We start from the raw sequence: 22,257 nt of genomic DNA on the forward strand, positions 1-22,257 counted from the left end.
GATCCAAGCACCAGTTTCATATACCCTTCCAGATACAGAAGCTGCTTTCACTTGGGGAACAGACCAGTTAGGAAAACCAGTTAATAAGATCATGTATACTAATATAATCAATAAATATTTTTTCACCAGAAATCCCACTTTCTCGATAATATAGGGTGAAAAGAAAGAAAGGCAAAGGCTTACTTGCCTCTGCCTACCTAAATTAATTTTTAAGCTGGTCGTAAACATAATCAAATTTTTTAAACATATTTTCTGGATTTTCAATACGGTAGTGCTTATATAGGTAGTTCGCAGAGTTTGTATTCATAACGATATCCCCATAGCCATCGTACCAAACATTCTTTTTTAATTTGAAAGATTCAGACAAGCTAGAAGCCTCCCAGTTGTCCAAAAAAGTTTGAGAAGTATCATTTGCTGAAATTATCTTAAATTTAAAATGGGTGCGAATAGCTATTCTTTTCCCCTCATACTGCCTTACTTGAGAAATTTCAGGATCTGCATAACCTTGAGCGATTACTTTGTTCTTTTTAACCCAAGCAATATAATTTTTTATCATTTTCTTATGCTCGCCGATTTGATAAACACTATATACTGCCATATTGTTAAGATATACATCCGTGAACTCTTTCTCTGTAATTTTCCTATAATCTACGTTAAGTTGAATCGCGTAATACTGGCGAATAGTCTCTGCCCATTGATCACCGTATTTTTTAAAATCCCAATCAACAGTATTTGTAACGTAGGAACGGTTATTTGATTTTAAATCTCCATAGCTACTATAAAATTTTGTGGATTCCAAATCAGATAACTTCATCCAACCGTCATCATAGTTTTTACTATATTGTCGACCCCAAGGATCAAGTTCAACTTGGCCCGAATCAATCTTCGCTTGGTATTTGGCATCCGTTACCCGAACAGCATGCGCCCCTTCATCCCACGTTACCTTGGAATCAAGGACTTCACTTACGAATCGAAGCGGAACCATCGTACGACCTTCATACATCTCTGCCACTGTATCCAGTTCTGTTATTTCCCCGTTAACCGCTACCCTTTTCGATCCAATTGTCATGCGAATTTCTTTTGACCCATATTTCATGGTTACGGTCTCTGTAGCATCTTCCCACTTCACCTTCGCCCCTAGCTTCTCACTAACAAAACGAACGGGAACCATCGTACGACCGTCCGTGTTCATATATGGTTCTGTATCTGGAAATTTAATTTTATAACCATTCACAATCACGGGAATTACACGAAGATCCTTCCCAGGCTTAGCCTGTACAGCTGCAGTTGATGTTCCTCCGAGAATAATCGCGATCGTGACTAGCGCCGCTATTGTTTTTCTGAACAATTTTATCTTCTCCTTTTATATGTACCTTTTTCATCTTTGGATTAGAAATAAATCCCTAGAATAAATTTAGCATATATTCCCTATGTATAAAATCATTTTTCTACAAAAAACAGGACTATTTTATCATTTGTTGTAACTCTGACATATTCAAATAGGCTCTAGTTATTCCCCTTACAGATACAACAAGTGTTTTTCACTATCCCTCCCACTTTTCATTAAATTTACGATAAAAAAGGCAAAGGCTATCTAGCCTCTGCCTAACTAAATTAATTTTTATACTAGTCTTAAAAGTAATTCCACTTCACAAACCAAATTTCTAAATTAATCAATAACACTTGTAATAAGCTGCTGTCTCCGCTTTCCTTTCTCTTCTTAATTAATTGCATCATAGAAATACTGGCCTTTCATAAACATATTTTCCATACTTGCAATCACATAAGCCCTATACTTTAAGTTTGCATGGTTTGTGTCCATAATCACACCAGAATAACCATCGTACCAAACGTTCTTTTTAAGCTGAAAAGAGTCAGATGAGGTGGAAACATCCCAGTTGTCTAAGAATGTTTGAGACGTATCCTTCGCGGAAATAATCATAAACTTAAAATGTACCGGAATAGAAATTCTGCCGTCGAGATAATCCTCCACTTGAGATACTTCCGGATCTGCGTATCCCCGAGAAATAACTTTGTTTTCTTTCACCCACGCAACATATTTTCTTAAAATCTTTCTTGAAGTCTCGATATTGGCTACACTATACACTGCTAGATGAGGTAACATGGATTCTACAAACTTACTCTGATTAATTGTACGGTAATCTACGTTTAATTGAAGAGCATAATATTGACGGATATGCTCCGCCCATTGATCTCCATATTTCTTGAAATCCCAAGTAATAGTCTCAGTTACATACTTCCTATTATCAGAGGAAATCGGATTTTTTTTGTAGTATTTGGTATTCTCTAAGTCCGAAAGCTTCATCCAACCGCCATCATAGTTTTTGCTATATTGACGCCCCCAAGGATCGAGTTCGACTTGGCCTGAATCAATTTTGGCCTGATATTTAGCATCCGTTACCCGCACAGCATGCGCCCCTTCGTCCCACGTTACCTTGGAATCAAGGACCTCACTTACGAATCGAAGTGGAACCATCGTACGTCCTTCGTACATCTCTGCTACTGTATCCAACTCTGTTATTTCCCCGTTAACCGCTACTCTCTTCGAGCCAATTGTCATGCGAATTTCTTTTGACCCATATTTCATGGTTACGGTCTGTGTGGCATCTTCCCATTTGACCTTTGCCCCCAGCTTCTCACTGACAAAACGAACGGGAACCATCGTACGACCGTCCGTGTTCATATATGGTTCTGTATCTGGAAATTTAATTTTATAACCATTCACAATCACGGGAATGACCCGAAGATCCTTACCGGGCTTAGCCTGTACAGCTGCAGTTGATGTTCCTCCCAGAATAATCGCGATCGTGACTAGCAAAAAACAGGACTATTTTTCATTTGTTGTAACTCTGACATATTCAATTAGACTCTAGCCATCCCTCATCCAGATTCAACAAATATTTCAGTTTTAATAAATATAAAATTGCAAAGAAATAAGGAATAGGCTTACTAGCCTCTATCTAATAACGCCTTCCTTTTCCTCAGTTTTTCAAGACATCTTTAGTTCTTCATGATAGATATCGTAGAAACCAATGCTACGATCCATTTCTGTTTGCTAATCACTAAAACACTATACTAGGAATCAAAATCAACTTTTGTATTATGACATTAGCGTATTTTACATAGGAAAAAAAGCTCAAGCCTACTCATATTCAGGTAAGATAGAGCTTTCATGTATTCTATTTATAATTTTAAATTCAATCTCATAAACTTCCATACGATTCGTTTAATTTTAATTAATAATTGCTTTAAGCATAAAAAAGATCAATTATGTATATATAACCATAGTTAACTTTTTTATAAAATATATTTCATTATTGAGCGTACACTATTCAACCTTCTTGTGAATACAACAATAAAACCTTTATCTTTCTAGTTAATTCAACTTCGTAATATCTGTCTATTTCATTAAGGTAATCACAATACTACTTACTTTACAATGGTTATCCTCAGCAAAATATTTAAGGATAATTTGTTGACTTTTAATTAATTAAATAATATTTTATCTGTTCTTAATCTTTTTATAAAATTTTCTAAAGCATCGTTTTCATTATCAAACTTTGTAACAGAGCCACTAACTACACTAGCCCTTTCATCCGTAACATATACGATCCATTGATCACCATCAATTTTAATTCCTACCTCATTTTCTCTTAGTAGGTGATCCTCAAACCAATTGAAGCGCTTTAACATTTCGTTTTCGATTATTTCCTTTGCTTCTTGTCCTGTCATTATATAACCTCCTATTAATATGAATTTATATACAATAATTCAAAAAATAACTTAATTTCTTTCAACAGACCTAACCCTTAAAGCCACTCCACAGGTAATGAAAGTTCATATTGAATTCCTCCCCCTATATAGTTCGAGAAATCGTAAAAGGAATCAAACTTCTTATTATTCCGATCTTCTGCAGCAGACCAGATTCCACCTATTCCGTCCAATAGACCGAAGGTCATATGATTGAAAAAGCCGTACAGAGTCATCCGACTTCGCTGCTCTGTCCTTATAGGCATTGACCATATCCTCACCGATCTCGTATAAGCTTGTCATAGACTTTACAAAACCATCTGCCGCCGCTTTGCTTTCATCTGTTATGGCTTTCCAGCCCACTCCTAAGGAATCCACGAATGATTCCCGTAGGTAACTTTTTTCGTTGTCTCTCCAGTAGAAAGATTAAAAGCATTGCCTGCACGGCAGTTCCTTATTATATCCCGGACCATAGCCAGTGGATTATAAGTATTTGAATAATTTTATGATCACTTAATAACTCTACTACAGCTTGCACGCGAAAAGTGAACATACCAAAAAACAGATTAATTTTGTTGGTACTTACAATAATTAACCTGTTTATACTATAGTCGACAAATGAATCCTCGATGTGCGTACAAGCAAAATGACGATATCTTCGTATCGGTATTACATGGGTTAACTGTGTTATCGGTTGAATGATAAATTCATTCAACACTGGGTGGATATTTTGAAAAGCCGCCGCTTGTAAAAGTGAATCATTTGGATAATGAAGGCGGATAAAAAAGAAACCACAATACGGCTCTAGCTTGCATTGTGGCGTTATTGGGGATGTGGTTTTATGGCTGACTACATAGAATTATTGTCAACTTAGAATTATCATTCAAATATTTACAATTGTGATATACACTCAACGGTTCATAGTATGCCTTTTAGATTATTTGAATTTTTCGTATTCAAAGATTAAAGGTGTTTAATATCAATCGGTTCTTTTTCCAAAAACCTAGTATACCATTGATTTAAAGGGAAATGAGCAACATTCGTTATATCTAATGCAAGCGGCTTAATAGAAAATGAGCCACCTCTTTCAAAAACTTTTATTAAGAGTTCATAAATATTTAAGTATTTATGTCCAACTGGTGATTTGTCTGCATACTTAGCTAGCTGTAAATAATACTCAAATATTCTTTGTATATATAAATTTTTATTTAAAAACTTTACTGCTTCTGAATTACAATACATTGAAATCTCTATTTCATCCTCATCGTCACCAAGTAATTTCGCTATATTTGTAAAAGCTGGCGGTAGGGGTTTTAGCTGTTCCTCTTTAAAAAAAAGAGCTAATCTTCTTAAAAACTCATAACCTAATTTAGAATCTTCATCAGTCGAAGTTGTTCCTATATTATCCCAATGTATATTGCTTATTTTTAATTTTGCACTCTCAAAATACACTTCGTTCACCTCTTTAGTATTCGATATCTTTATCAAAATGTTTATTAAAATCCTTAGAAGCATCATAACCAGGAAACGGTGGGGGATTTGGATCTGTTATATCCGCTTTATCATGTGCATTTTTCTCCGGAACAACATCAAATGTATCTTTTTCTGCATTCCATGTTGAACTATCCCTTAATGGCATACCACCATCCATATATTCTTTTTCTTTAATCTCATGATTTGCTAGTTTCCTAAACCATTCCTTTTCTGCATCATTAAGTTCTCCCTTTTGAGCCTTCTGCCATGCATATGCAATATCTGGATCAGCTTGAAAATATAATTCTTTATATGGTTTACCCTCTAAAGATAACGGTTTAGTATCTAAGAACAAATGCTTTTTCATTTTTAATATCTGTTCTTCTGTTAATCCTGTATTCTTTGCTACATTTTTAATATCGTCAATACCTGATTTTCTTATTTCAATATATTCCCTCTCAAGAAAAGCTTGAAATCCATCCTCTGGCATAATAATATGTTTTCTCATCTCAGCAGTATAAGGTTTAAAATCACTCGGCCCCTCTTTCAACTTCTCAAGAAAATCCTTTTCCTTCTGTAAATAAACATTAAAATTGGAAGCTTCACGAGCTTTTCTACTTTCTTCGATGTTTCTTAATATTTGGTCTCGATTATAAGTTAGCGGTCTTGGACCATTCACCCCACCGCCATCAGGAACCTTCCCCGGCTTCGGAACCTTCGGAACCGTGTTTGGCACAGCCTTCAGCGCCGGGAGGAACATGCTGCCGATCCCTAGCACATTCAACCAATGCTCCTTAGAGCCAGGGTCATCTGGTGCAAAGGCTCCTTTTACCGTTCCGACCAGTCCACTGGTTATATAATTCGAGAAATCGTAGAAGGAATCAAACTTCTTATTATTCCGATCTTCTGCAGCAGACCACATTCCACCTATTCCGTCCAATAGACCGAAGGTCATATTGTTGAAAAAACCATACACCGAGTCATTAGATTTCGCTGCTCTGTCTTTATGGGCCGCGACCATATCCTCGCCGATCTCGTATAGGCTTGTCATAGACTTTACAAAACCATCTGCCGCCGCTTTGCTTTCATCTGTTATGGCTTTCCAGCCTACTCCTAAGGAATCCACGAATGACTCCCAGTAGGTAGCTTTTTTCGTTGTCTCTCCAGTAGAAACGTTAAAAGCATTGCCTGCATAACAAACCATTTGTTCCTTATTATATCCCGGACCATAGCCGAGTGGATAGACCTGCTTCGCCTGTAGTTGGGAGCGCAGCGCTTGTGCCTGCTGAGACAGCGTATTCTCTAGCCCGTTATGCTCAGCCTGTGCGCCATAGAGGAAGGTCTTCAGCTCTTGCAGCTTCCGATCTACCTCTTGAATGCGTTGCCCGCTCCGTTCCAATCGCGATCGGATATTTCTACGGGCACTGATTGCTCCTTCTACTTGGTACATCGTCGACCGATATCTGCCCGTGAGCTGCGTGCCCTTCTGTACCTGCTGACTCAGCTTGGGCTTGTAAGCCTCCACAGCATTCAGATCAATACGAATAATTGACAAGGTAAACCACATCCTACCTCTTCAAGATAGCTGCCTGCTTCTCTATTACCTGAACGCCTCTTCGAATACTTCCTCTACTTCCTTGCTCTCATAAGGCTTCATACGGTTCAGCGAGCATGCACGAATATACTTCAGCCGTGGCAGAACAATAACCTTTGCCAGCAAAGGGTTAATAGCAAGATCATTCACCAGTCTGATCGGGTCCACAGGCGGATCAATCAGTATGACCTTCTGTGCGATATTTTGTTCTTGGAACGCTTCAACAGCTGGCCGCAGCAGCTCTGTTCCACGAGGCGAGCAATCCGAAATAAAATGAATGGATAATGCGGATGGAGCAAGCTGCCCAATCAGTTCTGTCTGAGAGGCATCGAGCAAAACATGAATATGCGCATAGTAATTCAATCGTTGCTTAAGCTCTGCCACAATTTCATGAACTTGATCACCCGGCCTGTCCAAGCTTCCGACTACACATAAGAAGGATCTCTCTAGGCGCTGCTCCAGAAACTCTTCTAATTGAACAGGCTCTACACCATATTGGCCCAGCTTTGATTGGCCGGTAAGGTCGAGCAGCAATGTATTCTGTCTCCGAGAGACTACGCCTGACCAAGTCAGAGCTGTAGCCGTTCTTCCCGTATCCGAAGGACCTACGAATAGTCGGAGGGAATTTTTAATTACATGATCGACGATGACCACATCTTCTACTCGTTGAGCTTGCAGCAGCTTAATCAGCTTCTGCTGATAAGCGATAATCGTCGCATCCTCCTCACATAGCTTGAACACCAGATTAATGACGCTCTTCACTTTTTCTTCAATAATGGAGAAGGTTAATTTATTCTTATTAAGGTCCGACAGCAGCCTGCTCGTCATCGCAGCCATATTTTGCGGAATGAATAAAGGCTTGATTGGTCCCATTAGTTCATTCACATACGTATAGTTGGAAGGCCCCTTATCTTGAAAATGATCGATAAGCTCATTCACGCTCAAATCCATCGCTTGGTACATTTCGATAATCTCTTTGGATAGCTCCATTAGATCCATCTGCACAGCAAGCCTAGCGTCGATAAGCTCCTGCAGCTTACCGTGATCCTCATAGAGTAGCCTAGTCGATGAAATGGTATCGAGTGCTTCCCTCATCTGATGAATACGCGCATCAACAGCTTCTTCCGCAGACAACACAACCGACTCCATAACAGAGGTGAGCTTGTCTACGATAAGGCCGTTCTCTAGCCCTTTGTACGCAGCACGGCTGACCCCGATCTGCTTCAGCTTCTCGAATCGCATATCAGGAGGAATTGAGGAATCCTTAAATACCTTCACAATCTGGGAATCAAGCTCCTCTAGCATGTTCACTACTTCCGCATACTCCGTGTTCTGAATGCTTAGCTCACTTTGAATCCGTTCCTTTTGAAGGGACTTCTTCAAGTAGTCAAAGTCAGTGAATTCACCCAGCTTGGCTACGCGCTGCTCTAGCCCTGCGGATACTTCAGCTCGCGCCTGCTGGATAATAGCAGGCTCCGATGGAGGCTCTGATGCTTCTATAATTTCTGCTTCAACGCCTGCTTCCTCTTCATCATCAGCGTCCAAATAACCTCTCACATCTGCTGATTCGAACATGCGCTTATCTTCACTAATGGCCTTGCCCTCAGTCACCGTATAAACCGCGTCCTCTACTTGCTCCGGAGTCAGCTTATTGGTTTGGATTTTGAGCACATCTCCCTCAATTAACTGCGCTTGTGAATCTTTATTATAGAAATAGACGACCCCAACAGAAGGATGCCTGTCCAGAATAGCATCGTTCAGCAGTTGGCCTTTCGATCCGCTCATATCTTTTGGGCCCAGAATAACTGCATCCATATTGGATATGGACGGGTCGAGCGGCAGCAATTCGATTAATTTGGAGCTGTTTGTCTGGAAGCCTCTTCCTGCTAGTGCTTTTTTAATAAATGGTCCCATTGATGCGCCGTATATCATAAGTGTGGTCCTCCCAATTAAAACTTGTCTTTGTAGTCAGTTAAGAATTTGAAATTCAGCTGTGCATTTCTATTCTTGTTATAAATGAAAGGGAAGTAATAGCCTTCGACAACATTGATCTGCTGCAAGATGGATTCGTCCAAATTGTAGGCATTCCTGTAATAACGATCGACATGCTTCACATACACATCTGTTGCTTCAAATATTTTCTGATGCAGATTAGGGTCTTCGCTTGGCTCAATAGCTGCCAGCTCCTTGATTTTGTCATAGTCGCTGTTCAACTGTTGGATAAGCTCATCACTGCGCTGCCATAGCGGCTTTCTCAGCTCCGTCACTTCATCGGTAAGCGCCTTGATTGTATTATCCCGCGCTGCCAGCTCTTTCTTTAACGCCTCAATTTCTTGATTTTCAGCTTTTTTCTGCGCTTTCGTCGGAACCGGTCCTGCCTTAGCCAAGCCGCTCAAATAGTTATAGCCATAATAGCCGCCTAATCCAAGGCCAGCTATTACCGCAATCGTAATAACAATTTGCAGCAATTTTTTCATAAGCTTCCCGGAGGCTTCCTTGCTCTTAGTCCGATTCCGCTCATGCAATTGCTTCTGGCAATGCTCTAACGCAATTTCAATTTCTTTAGCTATGCTTATATGCAGATTCATCGCCTGCATGGATTGATAAGTCTCGATTGCCTTGACGTAATTTCCTTTGCTCTCATAGTCTCGGGCTTTGACCATCAGCTTGTTATAACGCGCTGGATTTACCGGCTCCGACTGATTCGGCGCTGGTGCTGGTGGCGCTGAAGATGAACGGCCCGCCGGCTGGGAGGCAGCCGCAGCTTCACGCCGTGCCGAAGAGCTTAACACAGGAGGGGCTGGCGGTGCAGCAGGGGCTGGAGATTCTTTCCGATCTTGCACGGGAGCCCTTCCTGCCATAGAGACAGTAGCATCCTCCCGCAAGAAAGCGTGATCTACCTTGGACAGCTCGAGCAGCCATTCTCCAAAGGTAGGGCACTGGCTCAGCTCATCACTTTCCCATGTACGCTGGATGAGAGCAGCAATGCCATCTCCCCATAACGGCTTAACCGCTTGAAGAAGCTGGTCATAACGCTCGCAGAAGGTCTGAAGCTCACCCGGATCGAAGTAGCTCTCTCCCCAAGCCTGCTCTGTAAAGGCGCTTGTACAAGAAACGAGGATCTCCATAAGAATGACCGCTCCTGCGAAGCGATCGGATTGCGCATTCCACATCTGGGCATTCACATATTTCGGCGCATAGCCGGGCGAGCCTGTCGGCAAATATTCTGGTCTCTCGAATTGGATAGAGAACATCTGCTCCAAGTCGATCAATTGCACGAAATTGGAGGACTTAACCGGATTGCGTCCTTCACTGAACATCGGCATGATCAGATTGGGACCGGATAGATCGCAATGCGCGAGACCGCGCTGCTCCATTGTGACTAATATCTCCGCCAAGGCAAACGCAGCTGTATAGCTTTGTCTGCGGGTCAGCTGTTGTTTATTCAATACCATATCCATCCACGTAGGTCCGTCAATCCAAGGCATAATAACGGCATAGAGGAGATCAGGCTCTTTGGCTAGCAATTCCGGATTATTATGTGGCGTAATCGTCTTCCGTTCGCAAGCCGCCAGACCGTCCATAGCTGAAAATTTGCTTATTTGAGAGGAAAGATGGACCGTTGATGGATTAATAAGCTTGGAGCGAAACACCTTTAAAGCCTTCTTTTGGCGCCTATCCTCGGAATGGAGTAAATATACGGTGCCTTGGCGGCCCTCCTGTCCATAGGGAACCCCTGGTGCATGCGGATGTTCCCCTATGAAGAACAGCTCTCCATTGATCTCCAGCGTTGAATTTACGTCTGTCTGAAATGCCATACTACGACTCTCCTTCTATGGGAAATGGATATTGTATTCATCCGTTAGATTAATTGCCATCTGATCTGAAAGACTGACATATCATCACTGGAAGGGTTAGCCGCTTCCTGTTCCATCGCTTCTGACAGCTTCTCATGTGAAGTGTCATTCTTATGATCCATAGCTTGCAGGCCGTCCGAATACAAGAGCAGCCTCCCTTGATTTCCCCAATTCGTCAAATGATCCATATACATATGAGGCATTCCACCCACAGAGCCTGCTGTACTATTCCACTGCTCCTTTGTGTGGAAGCGATCGCCCAAATATCCCCGATCCTCTTGTTCGTTCCGCCATAAACGAATCCGAATGTCACCTTGCCACATTAATACAATTCGTCCTTGCGGAAGCGCTTCACTAGGCAGATCAATTCTTCCGCAGGCATAAATAGCTCCGCTGCCAAGCTTCTTCTTTGCGAGCAACACCTCTCGGAACATTCCGTTAATGTGTTCGGGAATCTGATGATCCTTCAGCAATTCACTCGCCTGCTTTGCTTTTTCTCTCAGCAGCTCTTGCAGCTGTCCAGATAATACCGCTGCCTCAAGCGGTGTCGGGTGTAGCCCCGCCAACCATTCTCGCAAGCTATCTCCTAGAAAGCTGGCAGCAAAATCCCCGAAATACGACATGCTAATGCCATCACATAATGCAAAGGCGATATGGTCTTGCTCTTCGACGAAGGTCAGATAGTCTTGTCCAATGTCCCCTAGCTCCCTTGCTTCTGCTGATCGGGAATAGCCATATTGATAGCTCCATATAGGGCGGACGACATTCTCTATCGCTGTCTCTGTATGCTGAGAAATCCGTACGAGACTCGCCATAGCTAGTGAATAGGTGTCGCGGCAGACATCTGGAAGCCAAGCGACACGAGATCGGGATTCGTACCGGGGAACATAAGGTATGCGCCATCGGTCAGATTATAATTCGCTTCGAGCATCATTTGGCGGTAGCTTTCGGGAATGACGGAGGACATCCGCCTCAGCTTGCTTCCATATTCATCTGTGAAGGCCGTATTCTCTTGCACGCCCTGCCAACGCTTGGGCTGCTCAACCTCTTGCTGCAATACATCATCTGAGATGAAAATATTCTCGACCAGCACGTTGCCATCCTTAACCGACATGTCCATAATTCTGCGTACAATCGGTTCAGGATCTTCACCGGTATAGACGCCATCTGTCATATGGCAGATCAATGGCGCTGGTCCATCCTGTATATTAGGAAGCTCTTCTCGCAGCAGCTTCTCAGCATGCTGAAACGCTTTGGCGGTATCCGTGAACCGCTGTGTCTTAAGCGACGGAAGCATACCCGTGTGCATGAGTTCATCAATGCTCTTCACTCCTCCAAGCACATCCTGCACATCGTCACTATAGGCAAAGACAGCTACTCTATATCGCGAGGATATTCTGCTGCCCTTAGTCGATCGGAATACCATTTGCTTCAGCGCAACATATAAAGAATCTGTAACGATATCAAGCCGCTGCTTATCGCCATTCATTAATGTCATTGAACCGCTCACATCCAGCAAATAGATAATCAGTGCAGGATGGCTCTGGGTCGCCTGTACGGTATGCATCTTCTTTGAGGCAGTCGGAGCTGAAGACACTTGCAGCTGTACCGTTTGCTGGTTCTGGTATAGATGGATAGCGCCGGATTTAATCATTAAAGTCTTAGTAATCTCAGACTCTGCAATAGGAGCTGGATTGCCTTGAATCTGCTGCAGCTTTGCTTTTACTTCATTAATGCTTTGATAGCGCAAATTCAGATCCGCCTCGAGAAGCTTCTCAAGCAGCTGCACATATTCGCTTGGGAACGCAGCGAACACCTGAGTGAGCGGCGCTGCATTCCTGAAATAATAGTGGCCGCCGCTGGTCAGGTAATAAAGTATGGCGCCTACTCCGTAGATATCCGTTCTTGGATCGGTCTGCTTATTCTCGAACTGCTCGGGAGCTGCGAACGCAATCGTCCCCATCTGTACCGTATCCAGCAGCTTCGCTTCATCGTATTTGCGGGCGATTCCGAAGTCGATTAACTGCAATCGTCCGAATTCGTCCAGCATCAGATTGGATGGCTTCAAGTCTCTGAACACGATTGGCTTCTCTTGATGATGCAGGTAACTTAATACATCGCATAGCTGCACAGCATAAGAGACAATGTCTTGGAAGGGCAGCTGACAGCCTGCATCCTCGAAATGCTGCTGCAGCGTGACGCCGTTTATGTACTCCATAACGAGATAACAATTGCCAGCCTCGTCAGGCTCGAAGTAATCCGTTATTTTGGGGATGCTTGGATGTGTCAGGCTGGTCAGCATCCTTGCCTCCTCGAGGAAGACTTCATTATTGTCTATCTGAGTCATCTCTTTGACGACCCAGATTTTATCGTTCAATTTGGCGTCTTTGACGAGGTAGACACATCCCATCCCTCCTTGCGCCAAGAGAGACTGTACCTTATATCGTCCGCCCAGCAGATCACCGCTTTGCAGCATGCGAATCACCTTCCCTTTGCATAGTTTCTGGATGAAGCTGCTTTTCTTGCCTTAACGCCAGACCAGCTCTTCCTTGATCTCAGGTGTAACCCCAATCTTGAGGAATACATATTGCAAGGAATGGTCACCGGAGAACACATGGAAGATTGGCGTGACTTGGCGAAGCTGGTTCTGCTGTATATATTGCAATAAGATGCTGTAACCGACCTCAGTCGTCTTCTCGAATTGATCGTACAGGCAGAATGTGATCATATTCTCGATATTGAAATAGCTGTGAAAGCTCATGTCCTCCAGAATATCGACCGTATCTTCTTGCACGGGCATGAAGAACTCTGCATTAACCATTTCATCCATCGGTACATTGTTAATGGAATAGAACATTGGGCCTTTAACCGTCGCATTCACCTTGATAATATCGTTGATGAAGCTTTCCATCACTTCATTCATATCTTTGTAGTGATAACGATATCTTTTGGATATGACGTTCGTATAACGAATGGAATCGTCCAGGAGTACCATGCTAGCCCTCCTTCATGATTGGGGCACAAATATCAATTACGCCTCCACCAAAAATGTTCAAATAAATATTGTAAAATGGCTCCTGCAGCGTAAACCCATTGGCTTCCGCACAAGCACGAAGCAGCGCATAAGACTCCTCAATGTTCTCATCCATATCCACATGCCTAAAGACAAGTGAATCTTCAATAATCCAATTCTCCTCGAAGTCATATTGCTCATTCTCCTCCATCGAGACTGGCTCACTGACTGGAATGTAGAAGTTGTAGTCCACTTTATTCGTCTCGGGGTCCAGCGCACAGGCCTGATACATGACAGGGCCAGTCCCATAAAGCCCGTTGCGAATAATCGCGTTTCTTAGACCATCCGCACATTCAAACCACTCTTCTGGACTCGCTGTTATCTGTGCGCTTATAACATTGTTTAATACAATGGGACAGCGTCTAATTTTCATATTGTTTAGCTCCTTTTTGAATGTAGTCGGCTTTTTTTATATAGGGTTAGTGTCTTCTGAGGACAGATATGGGGCTAAAAATCCAGAAATAGACCAACGGAATCATACTAGTTGAGAAAAACATAAGTGCTGCCACATTTCCAAAAGTAGTCATCCCCGTAATGAAGGTGTTAAATTGCAAGATCAGTGTAAAGCATAAACACCCAAAGACTCCGTTAATGTAATACATACCTGCATATGAAATTGAATATTGACTTATCCATTTAAGGACTACAAACACACATAGTACGTAAAAAGTAAATACATGTACTTTCAAAGGCTCATAGATTATTCCTGCATTTAATATTGCTAGATAAAACAAACAAAAATATTGAATAGCTTTAATCAAAATTATGGAATACCATTTTGCTTTTCTAGGAATAAACGCTGTTCTCCGCTCTGAAAGGTCTACAGCATCATAGATTAAGTAATCGTTATATTTAAATTTGTGATAGGCTACTATAAGGAGTTCTGACCATACCATTGCTATAAAACCCTGCAGGATAAGAGCGTGATATAAAAGGACCAAAGGATAACCCTCTGTGAGATATCCATATTTTCTGCAGAAATACCATGCAATGATGATAATACTTGCATAAATGAAACATTTTAATAAGGTACGAAGTAATCCATATCCAGGGGTATACGTATGGTCTTTTTTCAAGACAATCGTATATGCTGGATCATTAAATCTTCTTATTTTCAAAAGAATTGTTCCAATTAGAAAAAGCACACCGCCTACGAGTACTGAAATGCCTATACCATTATTAATAGCAGGTAAATCCTTAGCGTCATTAATCATAAAATACATGAAATAGAGATCAAGGGAAGCCTTCATTAGCAGAACACAAACAATGGCGATTTGTGCTTTCTGATATTTGAAATTCCTAGACTTAAAGGAAAAAAAGACAGCAGTACATAACTGTAGGAACAGGATAACCAATGCTGCAATAACTAAATGATTTGATGTTTGTGTAACTGTATACTTATTGAAATATACAGCTATTCCAGAAATGCCTGTCGTAATGGCACTTAACATAAATATCATCCAAAATAAATTCGGGATGAGCTCTGGATGGTACCGATTAGAGATAAGAAAGTTAAGCTTCAAACTAAGGACAGATCCTGAATGTTTCAAAGTATTCCCCCCTACCAAAACAGTTTGTTCATTGTCTGTGAAATCTTATCTACAGCATTATTAGCTAACTCTTTTGTTTTATCAACGGCACTTATTTTAGGGTCATCACCAAATATTTTCCAGTTAGCGAGAAAATTAACCCCTGCTCCTACACCAGCACCTACTACAGTTCCAAGTGGTGGTAAAATGAATGACCCTACTGCCGCTCCTACTGCCATAGAACCTGCACCGACACCAAAATCTATACCCGTATTAACTGCGAAATTTTTTATCTTAGTAGGATTTGCTCCCCACTCACCAGTATCGCGGTTATAAAAACTACTAATTGCATTATCCGCAAATGTTAATCCCGTTCCTAATAATCCAAACCCTTTTCCAAGCCTAGTTAAATTAGAAGCATCCTTCCATCCAACTAAGTCCTTCCATGGTATATTGTTATCTAATGCATTATTTACCGCATTAATAAGCCTAGCTTTCGGATCAGACAAATTTGCAACTACTGTTCTTAGATCAAGAAAATCTGTTGATGAGTCCAATAATTTCTTGCTTCTTTCGGTATATTCAAAAAAAGGTTTTGCATCTTTTTTAGCTCTATTTTCATAAAGCATAAGTCCATCTTTCAACATTCGGTCAATTAGACCACTATCCCACTTGGCAATGGTTCCCCCCAAATACTTCGTTAAAAGATCCCTATAAGACTTGAAATTTATGGGATTAGATCCATTTGCTATTTTAATGTAGATATTCTTATTTTCTTTAACAAATTTGAATCTAAGATTATTTGCAGCTATTAATAGAGCTTTAGAATCAAAAATATTTGCTCCCAGTAATATGGCTGCATTACGAAGTGGCATCATTTTCGTGCTCTCTGCTCCAAGGGCAGCATAATAATCCTGGAACTGCTCCCACAGACTTTTTTTATCCGCATTCTCTATCCCTTGAGCCAATCCGATTAGATACTCTTCTGCTTGACCATATTTGGTCAAGGCTTCTTGCATCAGGTCATCCAAGCTCCTCAATCTGCCTTCTAGTGAATACAGCCTGCTATTCCCATTGTTGATCCTTGTTCCAATATTTCTGCGAGATTTAATACTATAGTCCACACTACTTCCAGTAGATGACGCATTGGAACGTACTGTGGAGAGCTTCGTCATATTTTTTTTCAATCCAAGACTTAAGTTCTGGACCAAATTCATATCAAATACAAGCTGCGACACTTACAAAGGCCCCCTTGTCATTCGAATTAAAACTAATCTTTTTTCTTATCGCCACACTAGCTCTTCTTTAATTTCTGGCGTAACCCCAATCTTGAGAAATACATATTGCAAGGAATGGTCACCGGAGAACACGTGGAAGATTGGCGTAACTTGGCGAAGCTGGTTCTGCTGTATATATTGCAATAAAATGCTGTATCCAACCTCGGTCGTCTTCTCGAATTGATCATACAGGCAGAATGTGATCATATTTTCGATATTGAAATAGCTGTGAAAGCTCATGCCCTCCAGAATCTCAACTTTATCTTCCTGCACAGGCATGAAAAACTCGGCATTCACCATTTCATCCATCGGTACATTGTTGATGGAATAAAACATCGGCCCTTTAACCGTCGCATTCACCTTGATAATATCGTTTATGAAACTTTCCATAACCTCATTCATATCTTTGTAATGGTAGCGATATCGTTTGGATATCACATTCGTGTAACGGATTGAATCGTCTAGAAGCACCATGCTAGCCCTCCTTTATGATAGGAGCACAAATATCAATTACTCCCCCACCGAACACATCCAGATAAATGTTGTAAAATGGCTCTTGCAGCGTAAGCTCATTAGCTTCCGCACATTGCCGGAGCAGGGCATACGATTCTTCAAGATCTTCATCCATATCCGCATGCCTTAAGACGAGCGCATCCCGCAGAAGCCATGTCTCTTCGAATTCATATAACTTATTCTCCTCCATTGAGACAGGCTGGCTGACCGGAATATAGAAATGGTAATCCGCTTGATTCGTATCAGGATCTAAAGGACCTACCGTATACATAACAGGACCCGCTCCATAAAGATCATTCCGAATAATAGCATTTCTTAACTCCTGCACACTTACCCACCAATCCTCTGGCTTCGCGGTTACTTGCGCACTAATAACATTGTTCAATAGAATGGGACAGCGTTTGATTTTCATTACTTACATCTCCCTTTTGAGTATGATTAACATTCATCTAGCAATACTTTCTTAAGAAATGCAGCCAATTGAAGTTCCACCATAATAAAATAGGCAGCATGCCTATCGACATAAAAACAAAAGCAGTCGGTGTATCGACAACTCCCATTCCTGTTACGTATACAAGGACATCTAATATGATTAAAAAGCTCATTCCCGATAACATACCGTTGAGGAAATAGAGACCGGAATAAGAAACGTGATAACTGCTTATCCACTTTAATAGTGAGTAAAAACATAGTATAAACGTAGTACATCCGATAACGCTGTATGATTCAAATGAAAAGTATGCTGTGGTTAATCCTACAATGAATAATGCCATATATTGAATGAATTTCACCAAGAGTATCCAGAACCACTTTGATTTTTGGAGCTTGAGTGTTGGTTCCATGCTTGAAACATTAATCTTATCAGCATCAGAGACTGTATTCGACATATAAGCGCAATAAGCGGCTATAGCCACTTCTGGCCATCGACATGCAGCTAAGTATTGTATAATCATTGCGTGGTATAAAATAATGAATGAAAATCTTTCTTCGAATAACCCAAAGGCTTTGGATATTTCGCCCACTATAATTACCAGTAACACATAGATTGCTATTATGATTAATCTCATTATCTTTTTTGAGGGTAATGAGAATTGTTTACTAAAAGAATAATTCTGACTTAGACGCTTCCAATCCCTCAAAGCTAGCAGCAGCATTAGAACAATGCCTATTGCCAGAACGACGAATCCAATATATAAATTTATCGGAGACATATTCATAACGTCGCAAAAAATGAAATATAGTATGTAAATATCAATGGAAACCTTGAAAGATAGCACAGGCATTACAATAACCTGCAATTTTCGATGCTTATAGGCTCGTCTCTTACTGGAGAAAAAAATAGCTATGAGCAGCTGAATGATAAGCAATATTAAGGCGACGATGACCAATATTTTCGATATCAATGAAGCTTCATTTGCTTTGAAGTAAAACGATACTGTGGAAATGCCTGTTATAATTGCACTCGTTAAAAACGTTAGCTTGAAAAATAGAGCGATCGCATAAGGACTGAGCCGATTAGTATATGCAGCTTTTAGAGCAACAGCTCTTGTGGTAGTAGAATTAATCAGCAGACTCCCCCTACAGTAATAAGTTAAAAAATGAACCAGTGTTTCAATATGTCACGACACAGTAATCTATGCCGTTTCCAATATTTCATCATCAGCCCTACTTGTTGCTTGTAAAACAATATCTCCGTTTGGATAAATGCAATATTGGAAACTAGCTGCCTTTATTTTTTCGTTCTCTTTTTCACTGACTTGCTTTTCCCATCGCTTTTTTTCCTTCTTCCGTTGCCTCTGAATACATTAATAATGTCGATATAATACCAGAAGAAAATTGTTGCAGCCCAAATGACATACTGAACCCATCCCAGCTCCAGGGAATCGAAATCTTGATTCGTAACAGCACTAATTAGTAGATAAATGAAGGCAACCGACATTAGAGTAAGTGCTCCATAAATCATATAGAACCCATAGTAACGAATATCGTAGCGGCTCATCCATCTCAGCAGGAAATAGGTGCTTACGATAATGATCACTGAACTGACGATAGCTACTCCATTATAATCCATTCCTGTTACAGCTATCGTGAGGAGCAAGAGGAATATTAAACTAGCATACTGCACCAGCTTTACAAGCAACGGAATAATAAATTTGGCTGCCGACTTAGAGAAACGTTGTGATGGCGGCAATACCTCTTCTTCAGCGAGAATCTCTGGATATACAAAAGAAGCATAGGTATACATGACAAATTCTGCGAATACAATGGAAAGCAGATATTGAAGCATAAAAATAAGGCCTATAATCATTACCAATGTCTTATTAAGCTGCTGATTAGATTCAGAGCTATGCATGCTGTAAACAATATACAAACTCAATGCAAAAAATAAGATCGGAGCGATATAAAACCATTTGTTTCCCGGAATATTATAGACCTTCCGATTCTCGATATGGAAAGAACCTCCTGCAATACTCCTAAAGGACCTAATTACAAAATACAAGCAAGCAATAATTCCCCCGCTAAACAGACACACTCCCAAATCAGTCATAAAGATCCAGTCATTCGCATCGCAAGCAACAAAATAAAATACATAAAAAATATTAGCCACTATAAACGCAGATACACACACTATTATTCTTTGCAGCTTTCTAAACCTTACTAAGAATGTTCGAGTCATGAACAATAAGGCTGCTATGGTCTGAATAATAGTTACAGTAACAATTGCAACGAATATGATTTTGGTTATGGGGTAGAACTGACTATCTTCCTCACTTATAGATAACGCACTCATTCCAATCATCAGATAGCTAAAAACAAGCGAAATAAGTGGAAATGCCATCAAATAATCATAGTGATTAAACTGCCCCATCCAATTGATAAGATTGCGGATGCTTGTATCGTCCAGCCTATTTTTCACCAGAAAGCCTCCCTCTTACCAGACTAATTTAGATAATTTTATCCCTAAATTTTTAACGCCTGTCACTAAATCATTAGCAGCCGTTTTGGTGACATCCACAAAACTTTTGCCACCCTTAAAAAATGGAGCGTTAGCCAACAGATTAACAAACAGGCCAACACCGGCACCTACAACTGTTCCAAGGGGCGGTGCAATTAAGGAACCGAAGGCTGCTCCTATTGCCATGGCAGCAGTACCACTTACTATATCAACACTTGTATCCACCCATTTTTCTTGCGTAGTTTTATTTTCGGTAAAATTATCATATATGGTGTAGCCAGTTCCTAGTAAACCCAGACCTTTGCCAAACATAGAGAGCTTAGAAGCACCTGACCATCCTTTAAAATCTGCGAATATATCCATTTCCTTTACTAGGGTTGTCATGAATACCTTAACCTTGGATTTTCCCAGATTTTTTATATATTCATCCAACCCCTTAAAGTTAGTATTCATTAACTTATTTTTATTGGAATCAAAATACGCCTTTTTTCCACCTTGCTTACCATATAGGGCAATACCTTCTCCAGCCAGCTTCTCCATGAATGACTTGCTCCATTTAGCTGTACCTCCAAGATATTTAGTCATTAAATCTCTATATTTCAAATAATCAGCATTATTATTAATAGTGCCTCTTAATTTAATAACATTGTTTCCGAATGCATCTTTTGCCATTTTAAAGCTCAGACCCTTTCCTGCAATTAAGAGCTTGGCAGAATCTGCTTTTGACAATAAACCAATCATCTCTTCAACAGCAGTTGTTAACACCTTCGCAACCTTGCTGCCTACTAGACCACTTACTCCGTCTGCCTTGCTTTTAAGCTCGGTTTCATCTGTTGTATAGCTGGCAACCCCCAAATCTGCGAATTTATCCAGTTCTCTTAGACGAGTCTCCAGAGCATACAGCCTGCTATTCAAGCTACTTAATCTAGTTCCGATATTTCTGCGTGCCCTAATGCTGTAATCGACACTGTTCCCCGTAGAGGAGACATTCGACCGGGTTGTATATAAATTGTTAGCATGTTTTTTAAAGCCAAGATTTAAAGTTTGAACGCCTTTTATATCGAATACAAATTGAGACACCCGGAATGCACCCCTTATGTAATCATCGTTATCCGATTATTTTTTCCCTGAAGAAGCCTTGGCTGCCGCTGCTTGTTTAGCCGCTGCATCTGCTGCTGCTTGTCTTGCTGCCGCCGCTGCTGCTGCCGCTGCTGCCTCTTCCTCACGCTTAATCTCGCTAGCAACCGAACTGATATCGCTGCTAAGGGATTCCAGTTCAGAAGACAAAGAAGATAGCTCCGTCGAGATCGAATCAAGAGCCCTGTTCACATACTGCATTTCAACGGATTGCCAAGCTTGGTTTAACTCTGCTTTGTATTGAATAAGTCCGCTTCTGATTGTTCTTAATTCAGAAGCATATCCACTTATGCTGCTAGCTTGAGAATAGGCCATAGAAACGTTAATCCCCATTATAATCACCAGCCCTTTACGGAATTGTTAATACAACAAATCGGGAGTGAGTTTCTCCCCCCGAATTGTTGGTTCTTGCTTTTTACTTAAACGCGCTTGCGTTATTATTAATTTGTGTCTCAGCTGCCTCATACTCTTTAACGGTTGTGTCTAAGAAAGCTGCATAGGATTCAACGACTTGTCTGTACTCCTCAAAACGAGGAGAAAACTTGGTGAAATTATCTCTAATCGTATTGGATGCATCACTTTGCCAGCTGTTTTTTAAATCATCCATCTGTTTTTTAATATCTCCCAATCTTTCAGTGAGCGTCTGGTTGATTTTACGAATGGAAGCAGCTGTTGTTGCTACCTCGCCTAACGATATATTAATTCCTTCAATAGCCACGGGTATGTCCTCCTTATAATAATAAGATTATTAGTTCGTTAATTGCCTAGCAGCGCTCTCTAAACCTGTTTGTGTAGCATTGTATCTATCTGCACTGTCTTTCAGAAAAGTGGCGTATTCTCCTATGATTCTTTCCATTGTCTCGAAATCACCCTTGAATCCTTCAATTTGCTTTACGAAGGCTACGTTATCCTTTCCTTTCCATGCATTGCCCATTGCCCCTACCTCGGTGAATAACAAATTATACTGCTTTTTGTAATCAGCCATTAACTGACCCATGTTCGTGGATGCTGAAGTTAATTTTGCAGGATCTACAACGATCTTTCTTGCCATGTTTCATTTCTCCCTTCAAATAAAAA

21 protein-coding genes and 1 pseudogene are annotated in these 22,257 nt (G+C 40.9%); all 22 read right to left on the reverse strand.

The features are described 5' to 3' along the window. Positions 1-202: 202 nt before the first annotated feature. On the reverse strand, positions 203-1,348 hold the full coding sequence (locus AC50YO_RS08750; RefSeq protein WP_494846112.1) for a copper amine oxidase N-terminal domain-containing protein: 1,146 nt from the start codon (positions 1,346-1,348) through the stop codon (positions 203-205). 372 nt (positions 1,349-1,720) lie between these two features. Further along, complete coding sequence (locus tag AC50YO_RS08755; protein WP_494846116.1) at positions 1,721-2,839, reverse strand: copper amine oxidase N-terminal domain-containing protein; 1,119 nt, start codon at positions 2,837-2,839, stop codon at positions 1,721-1,723. A 668-nt stretch (positions 2,840-3,507) separates the two neighbouring features. After that, positions 3,508-3,753: an Imm59 family immunity protein gene (locus AC50YO_RS08760; protein ID WP_494846119.1), complete on the reverse strand. Its 246-nt coding sequence runs from the start codon at positions 3,751-3,753 to the stop codon at positions 3,508-3,510. Between the two features lie 165 nt (positions 3,754-3,918). After that, complete coding sequence (locus AC50YO_RS08765; protein ID WP_494846121.1) at positions 3,919-4,149, reverse strand: hypothetical protein; 231 nt, start codon at positions 4,147-4,149, stop codon at positions 3,919-3,921. A gap of 585 nt (positions 4,150-4,734) precedes the next feature. Next, complete coding sequence (locus AC50YO_RS08770) at positions 4,735-5,223, reverse strand: hypothetical protein (RefSeq protein WP_494846123.1); 489 nt, start codon at positions 5,221-5,223, stop codon at positions 4,735-4,737. Between the two features lie 13 nt (positions 5,224-5,236). After that, positions 5,237-6,799 carry a hypothetical protein gene (locus tag AC50YO_RS08775; protein WP_494846127.1) on the reverse strand — a complete coding sequence of 521 codons (1,563 nt, stop codon included), beginning with the start codon at positions 6,797-6,799 and terminating at the stop codon, positions 5,237-5,239. Positions 6,800-6,844: 45 nt separating this feature from the next. Then, positions 6,845-8,770, reverse strand: coding sequence for a hypothetical protein (locus AC50YO_RS08780; RefSeq protein WP_494846130.1), 1,926 nt, complete (start codon positions 8,768-8,770; stop codon positions 6,845-6,847). A 17-nt stretch (positions 8,771-8,787) separates the two neighbouring features. Continuing rightward, the gene (locus AC50YO_RS08785; RefSeq protein WP_494846133.1) at positions 8,788-10,656 is read right to left on the reverse strand and encodes a hypothetical protein; all 1,869 of its coding nucleotides are present in this window, start codon (positions 10,654-10,656) and stop codon (positions 8,788-8,790) included. Positions 10,657-10,700: 44 nt separating this feature from the next. Continuing rightward, entirely contained in the window at positions 10,701-11,510 is an 810-nt protein-coding gene (locus AC50YO_RS08790) for a hypothetical protein (RefSeq protein ID WP_494846135.1), read from the reverse strand. Between the two features lie 2 nt (positions 11,511-11,512). Next, on the reverse strand, positions 11,513-12,262 hold the full coding sequence (locus AC50YO_RS08795; protein WP_494846443.1) for a vWA domain-containing protein: 750 nt from the start codon (positions 12,260-12,262) through the stop codon (positions 11,513-11,515). A gap of 189 nt (positions 12,263-12,451) precedes the next feature. Beyond that, positions 12,452-13,171 (reverse strand): annotated as a pseudogene (locus AC50YO_RS08800) (serine/threonine protein kinase); the annotation flags it as partial. A 51-nt stretch (positions 13,172-13,222) separates the two neighbouring features. After that, complete coding sequence (locus tag AC50YO_RS08805) at positions 13,223-13,690, reverse strand: DUF5085 family protein (RefSeq protein ID WP_494846137.1); 468 nt, start codon at positions 13,688-13,690, stop codon at positions 13,223-13,225. A 1-nt stretch (position 13,691) separates the two neighbouring features. Continuing rightward, positions 13,692-14,141 carry a GyrI-like domain-containing protein gene (locus tag AC50YO_RS08810; RefSeq protein WP_494846139.1) on the reverse strand — a complete coding sequence of 150 codons (450 nt, stop codon included), beginning with the start codon at positions 14,139-14,141 and terminating at the stop codon, positions 13,692-13,694. A 46-nt stretch (positions 14,142-14,187) separates the two neighbouring features. Next, positions 14,188-15,318 carry a hypothetical protein gene (locus AC50YO_RS08815; protein WP_494846141.1) on the reverse strand — a complete coding sequence of 377 codons (1,131 nt, stop codon included), beginning with the start codon at positions 15,316-15,318 and terminating at the stop codon, positions 14,188-14,190. Positions 15,319-15,329: 11 nt separating this feature from the next. Continuing rightward, entirely contained in the window at positions 15,330-16,316 is a 987-nt protein-coding gene (locus tag AC50YO_RS08820) for a hypothetical protein (RefSeq protein ID WP_494846143.1), read from the reverse strand. A 264-nt stretch (positions 16,317-16,580) separates the two neighbouring features. Beyond that, positions 16,581-17,048: a DUF5085 family protein gene (locus AC50YO_RS08825; RefSeq protein WP_494846145.1), complete on the reverse strand. Its 468-nt coding sequence runs from the start codon at positions 17,046-17,048 to the stop codon at positions 16,581-16,583. Between the two features lies 1 nt (position 17,049). Then, positions 17,050-17,499, reverse strand: coding sequence for a DUF5085 family protein (locus AC50YO_RS08830; RefSeq protein WP_494846148.1), 450 nt, complete (start codon positions 17,497-17,499; stop codon positions 17,050-17,052). Positions 17,500-18,816: 1,317 nt separating this feature from the next. Beyond that, positions 18,817-20,004 (reverse strand): hypothetical protein, encoded by a 1,188-nt coding sequence (locus tag AC50YO_RS08835; RefSeq protein WP_494846150.1) that lies wholly within the window; start codon positions 20,002-20,004, stop codon positions 18,817-18,819. Between the two features lie 15 nt (positions 20,005-20,019). After that, positions 20,020-21,123 carry a hypothetical protein gene (locus AC50YO_RS08840; protein WP_494846153.1) on the reverse strand — a complete coding sequence of 368 codons (1,104 nt, stop codon included), beginning with the start codon at positions 21,121-21,123 and terminating at the stop codon, positions 20,020-20,022. A gap of 36 nt (positions 21,124-21,159) precedes the next feature. Continuing rightward, positions 21,160-21,495, reverse strand: a complete 336-nt coding sequence (locus AC50YO_RS08845; RefSeq protein WP_494846157.1) for a hypothetical protein — start codon at positions 21,493-21,495, stop codon at positions 21,160-21,162. Positions 21,496-21,595: 100 nt separating this feature from the next. After that, positions 21,596-21,898 (reverse strand): pore-forming ESAT-6 family protein, encoded by a 303-nt coding sequence (locus tag AC50YO_RS08850; protein ID WP_494846160.1) that lies wholly within the window; start codon positions 21,896-21,898, stop codon positions 21,596-21,598. Positions 21,899-21,928: 30 nt separating this feature from the next. Next, positions 21,929-22,231, reverse strand: a complete 303-nt coding sequence (locus AC50YO_RS08855; RefSeq protein ID WP_494846163.1) for a WXG100 family type VII secretion target — start codon at positions 22,229-22,231, stop codon at positions 21,929-21,931. Between the last annotated feature and the right edge of the window lie 26 nt (positions 22,232-22,257).

The organism is Paenibacillus sp. J22P59, assembly GCF_059383895.1.

Bases quoted from the DNA above. Each gene is read 5' to 3' on its own strand.
- AC50YO_RS08805 (WP_494846137.1), bottom strand. From the start codon at position 13,690: ATGGTACTCCTGGACGATTCCATTCGTTATACGAACGTCATATCCAAA.
- AC50YO_RS08855 (WP_494846163.1), bottom strand. From the start codon at position 22,231: ATGGCAAGAAAGATCGTTGTAGATCCTGCAAAATTAACTTCAGCATCC.
- AC50YO_RS08830 (WP_494846148.1), bottom strand. From the start codon at position 17,499: ATGAAAATCAAACGCTGTCCCATTCTATTGAACAATGTTATTAGTGCG.
- AC50YO_RS08820 (WP_494846143.1), bottom strand. From the start codon at position 16,316: ATGCAAGAAGCCTTGACCAAATATGGTCAAGCAGAAGAGTATCTAATC.
- AC50YO_RS08845 (WP_494846157.1), bottom strand. From the start codon at position 21,495: ATGGCCTATTCTCAAGCTAGCAGCATAAGTGGATATGCTTCTGAATTA.
- AC50YO_RS08795 (WP_494846443.1), bottom strand. From the start codon at position 12,262: ATGCATACCGTACAGGCGACCCAGAGCCATCCTGCACTGATTATCTAT.
- AC50YO_RS08810 (WP_494846139.1), bottom strand. From the start codon at position 14,141: ATGAAAATTAGACGCTGTCCCATTGTATTAAACAATGTTATAAGCGCA.
- AC50YO_RS08760 (WP_494846119.1), bottom strand. From the start codon at position 3,753: ATGACAGGACAAGAAGCAAAGGAAATAATCGAAAACGAAATGTTAAAG.
- AC50YO_RS08790 (WP_494846135.1), bottom strand. From the start codon at position 11,510: ATGGCGAGTCTCGTACGGATTTCTCAGCATACAGAGACAGCGATAGAG.
- AC50YO_RS08780 (WP_494846130.1), bottom strand. From the start codon at position 8,770: ATGATATACGGCGCATCAATGGGACCATTTATTAAAAAAGCACTAGCA.
- AC50YO_RS08825 (WP_494846145.1), bottom strand. From the start codon at position 17,048: ATGGTGCTTCTAGACGATTCAATCCGTTACACGAATGTGATATCCAAA.
- AC50YO_RS08785 (WP_494846133.1), bottom strand. From the start codon at position 10,656: ATGGCATTTCAGACAGACGTAAATTCAACGCTGGAGATCAATGGAGAG.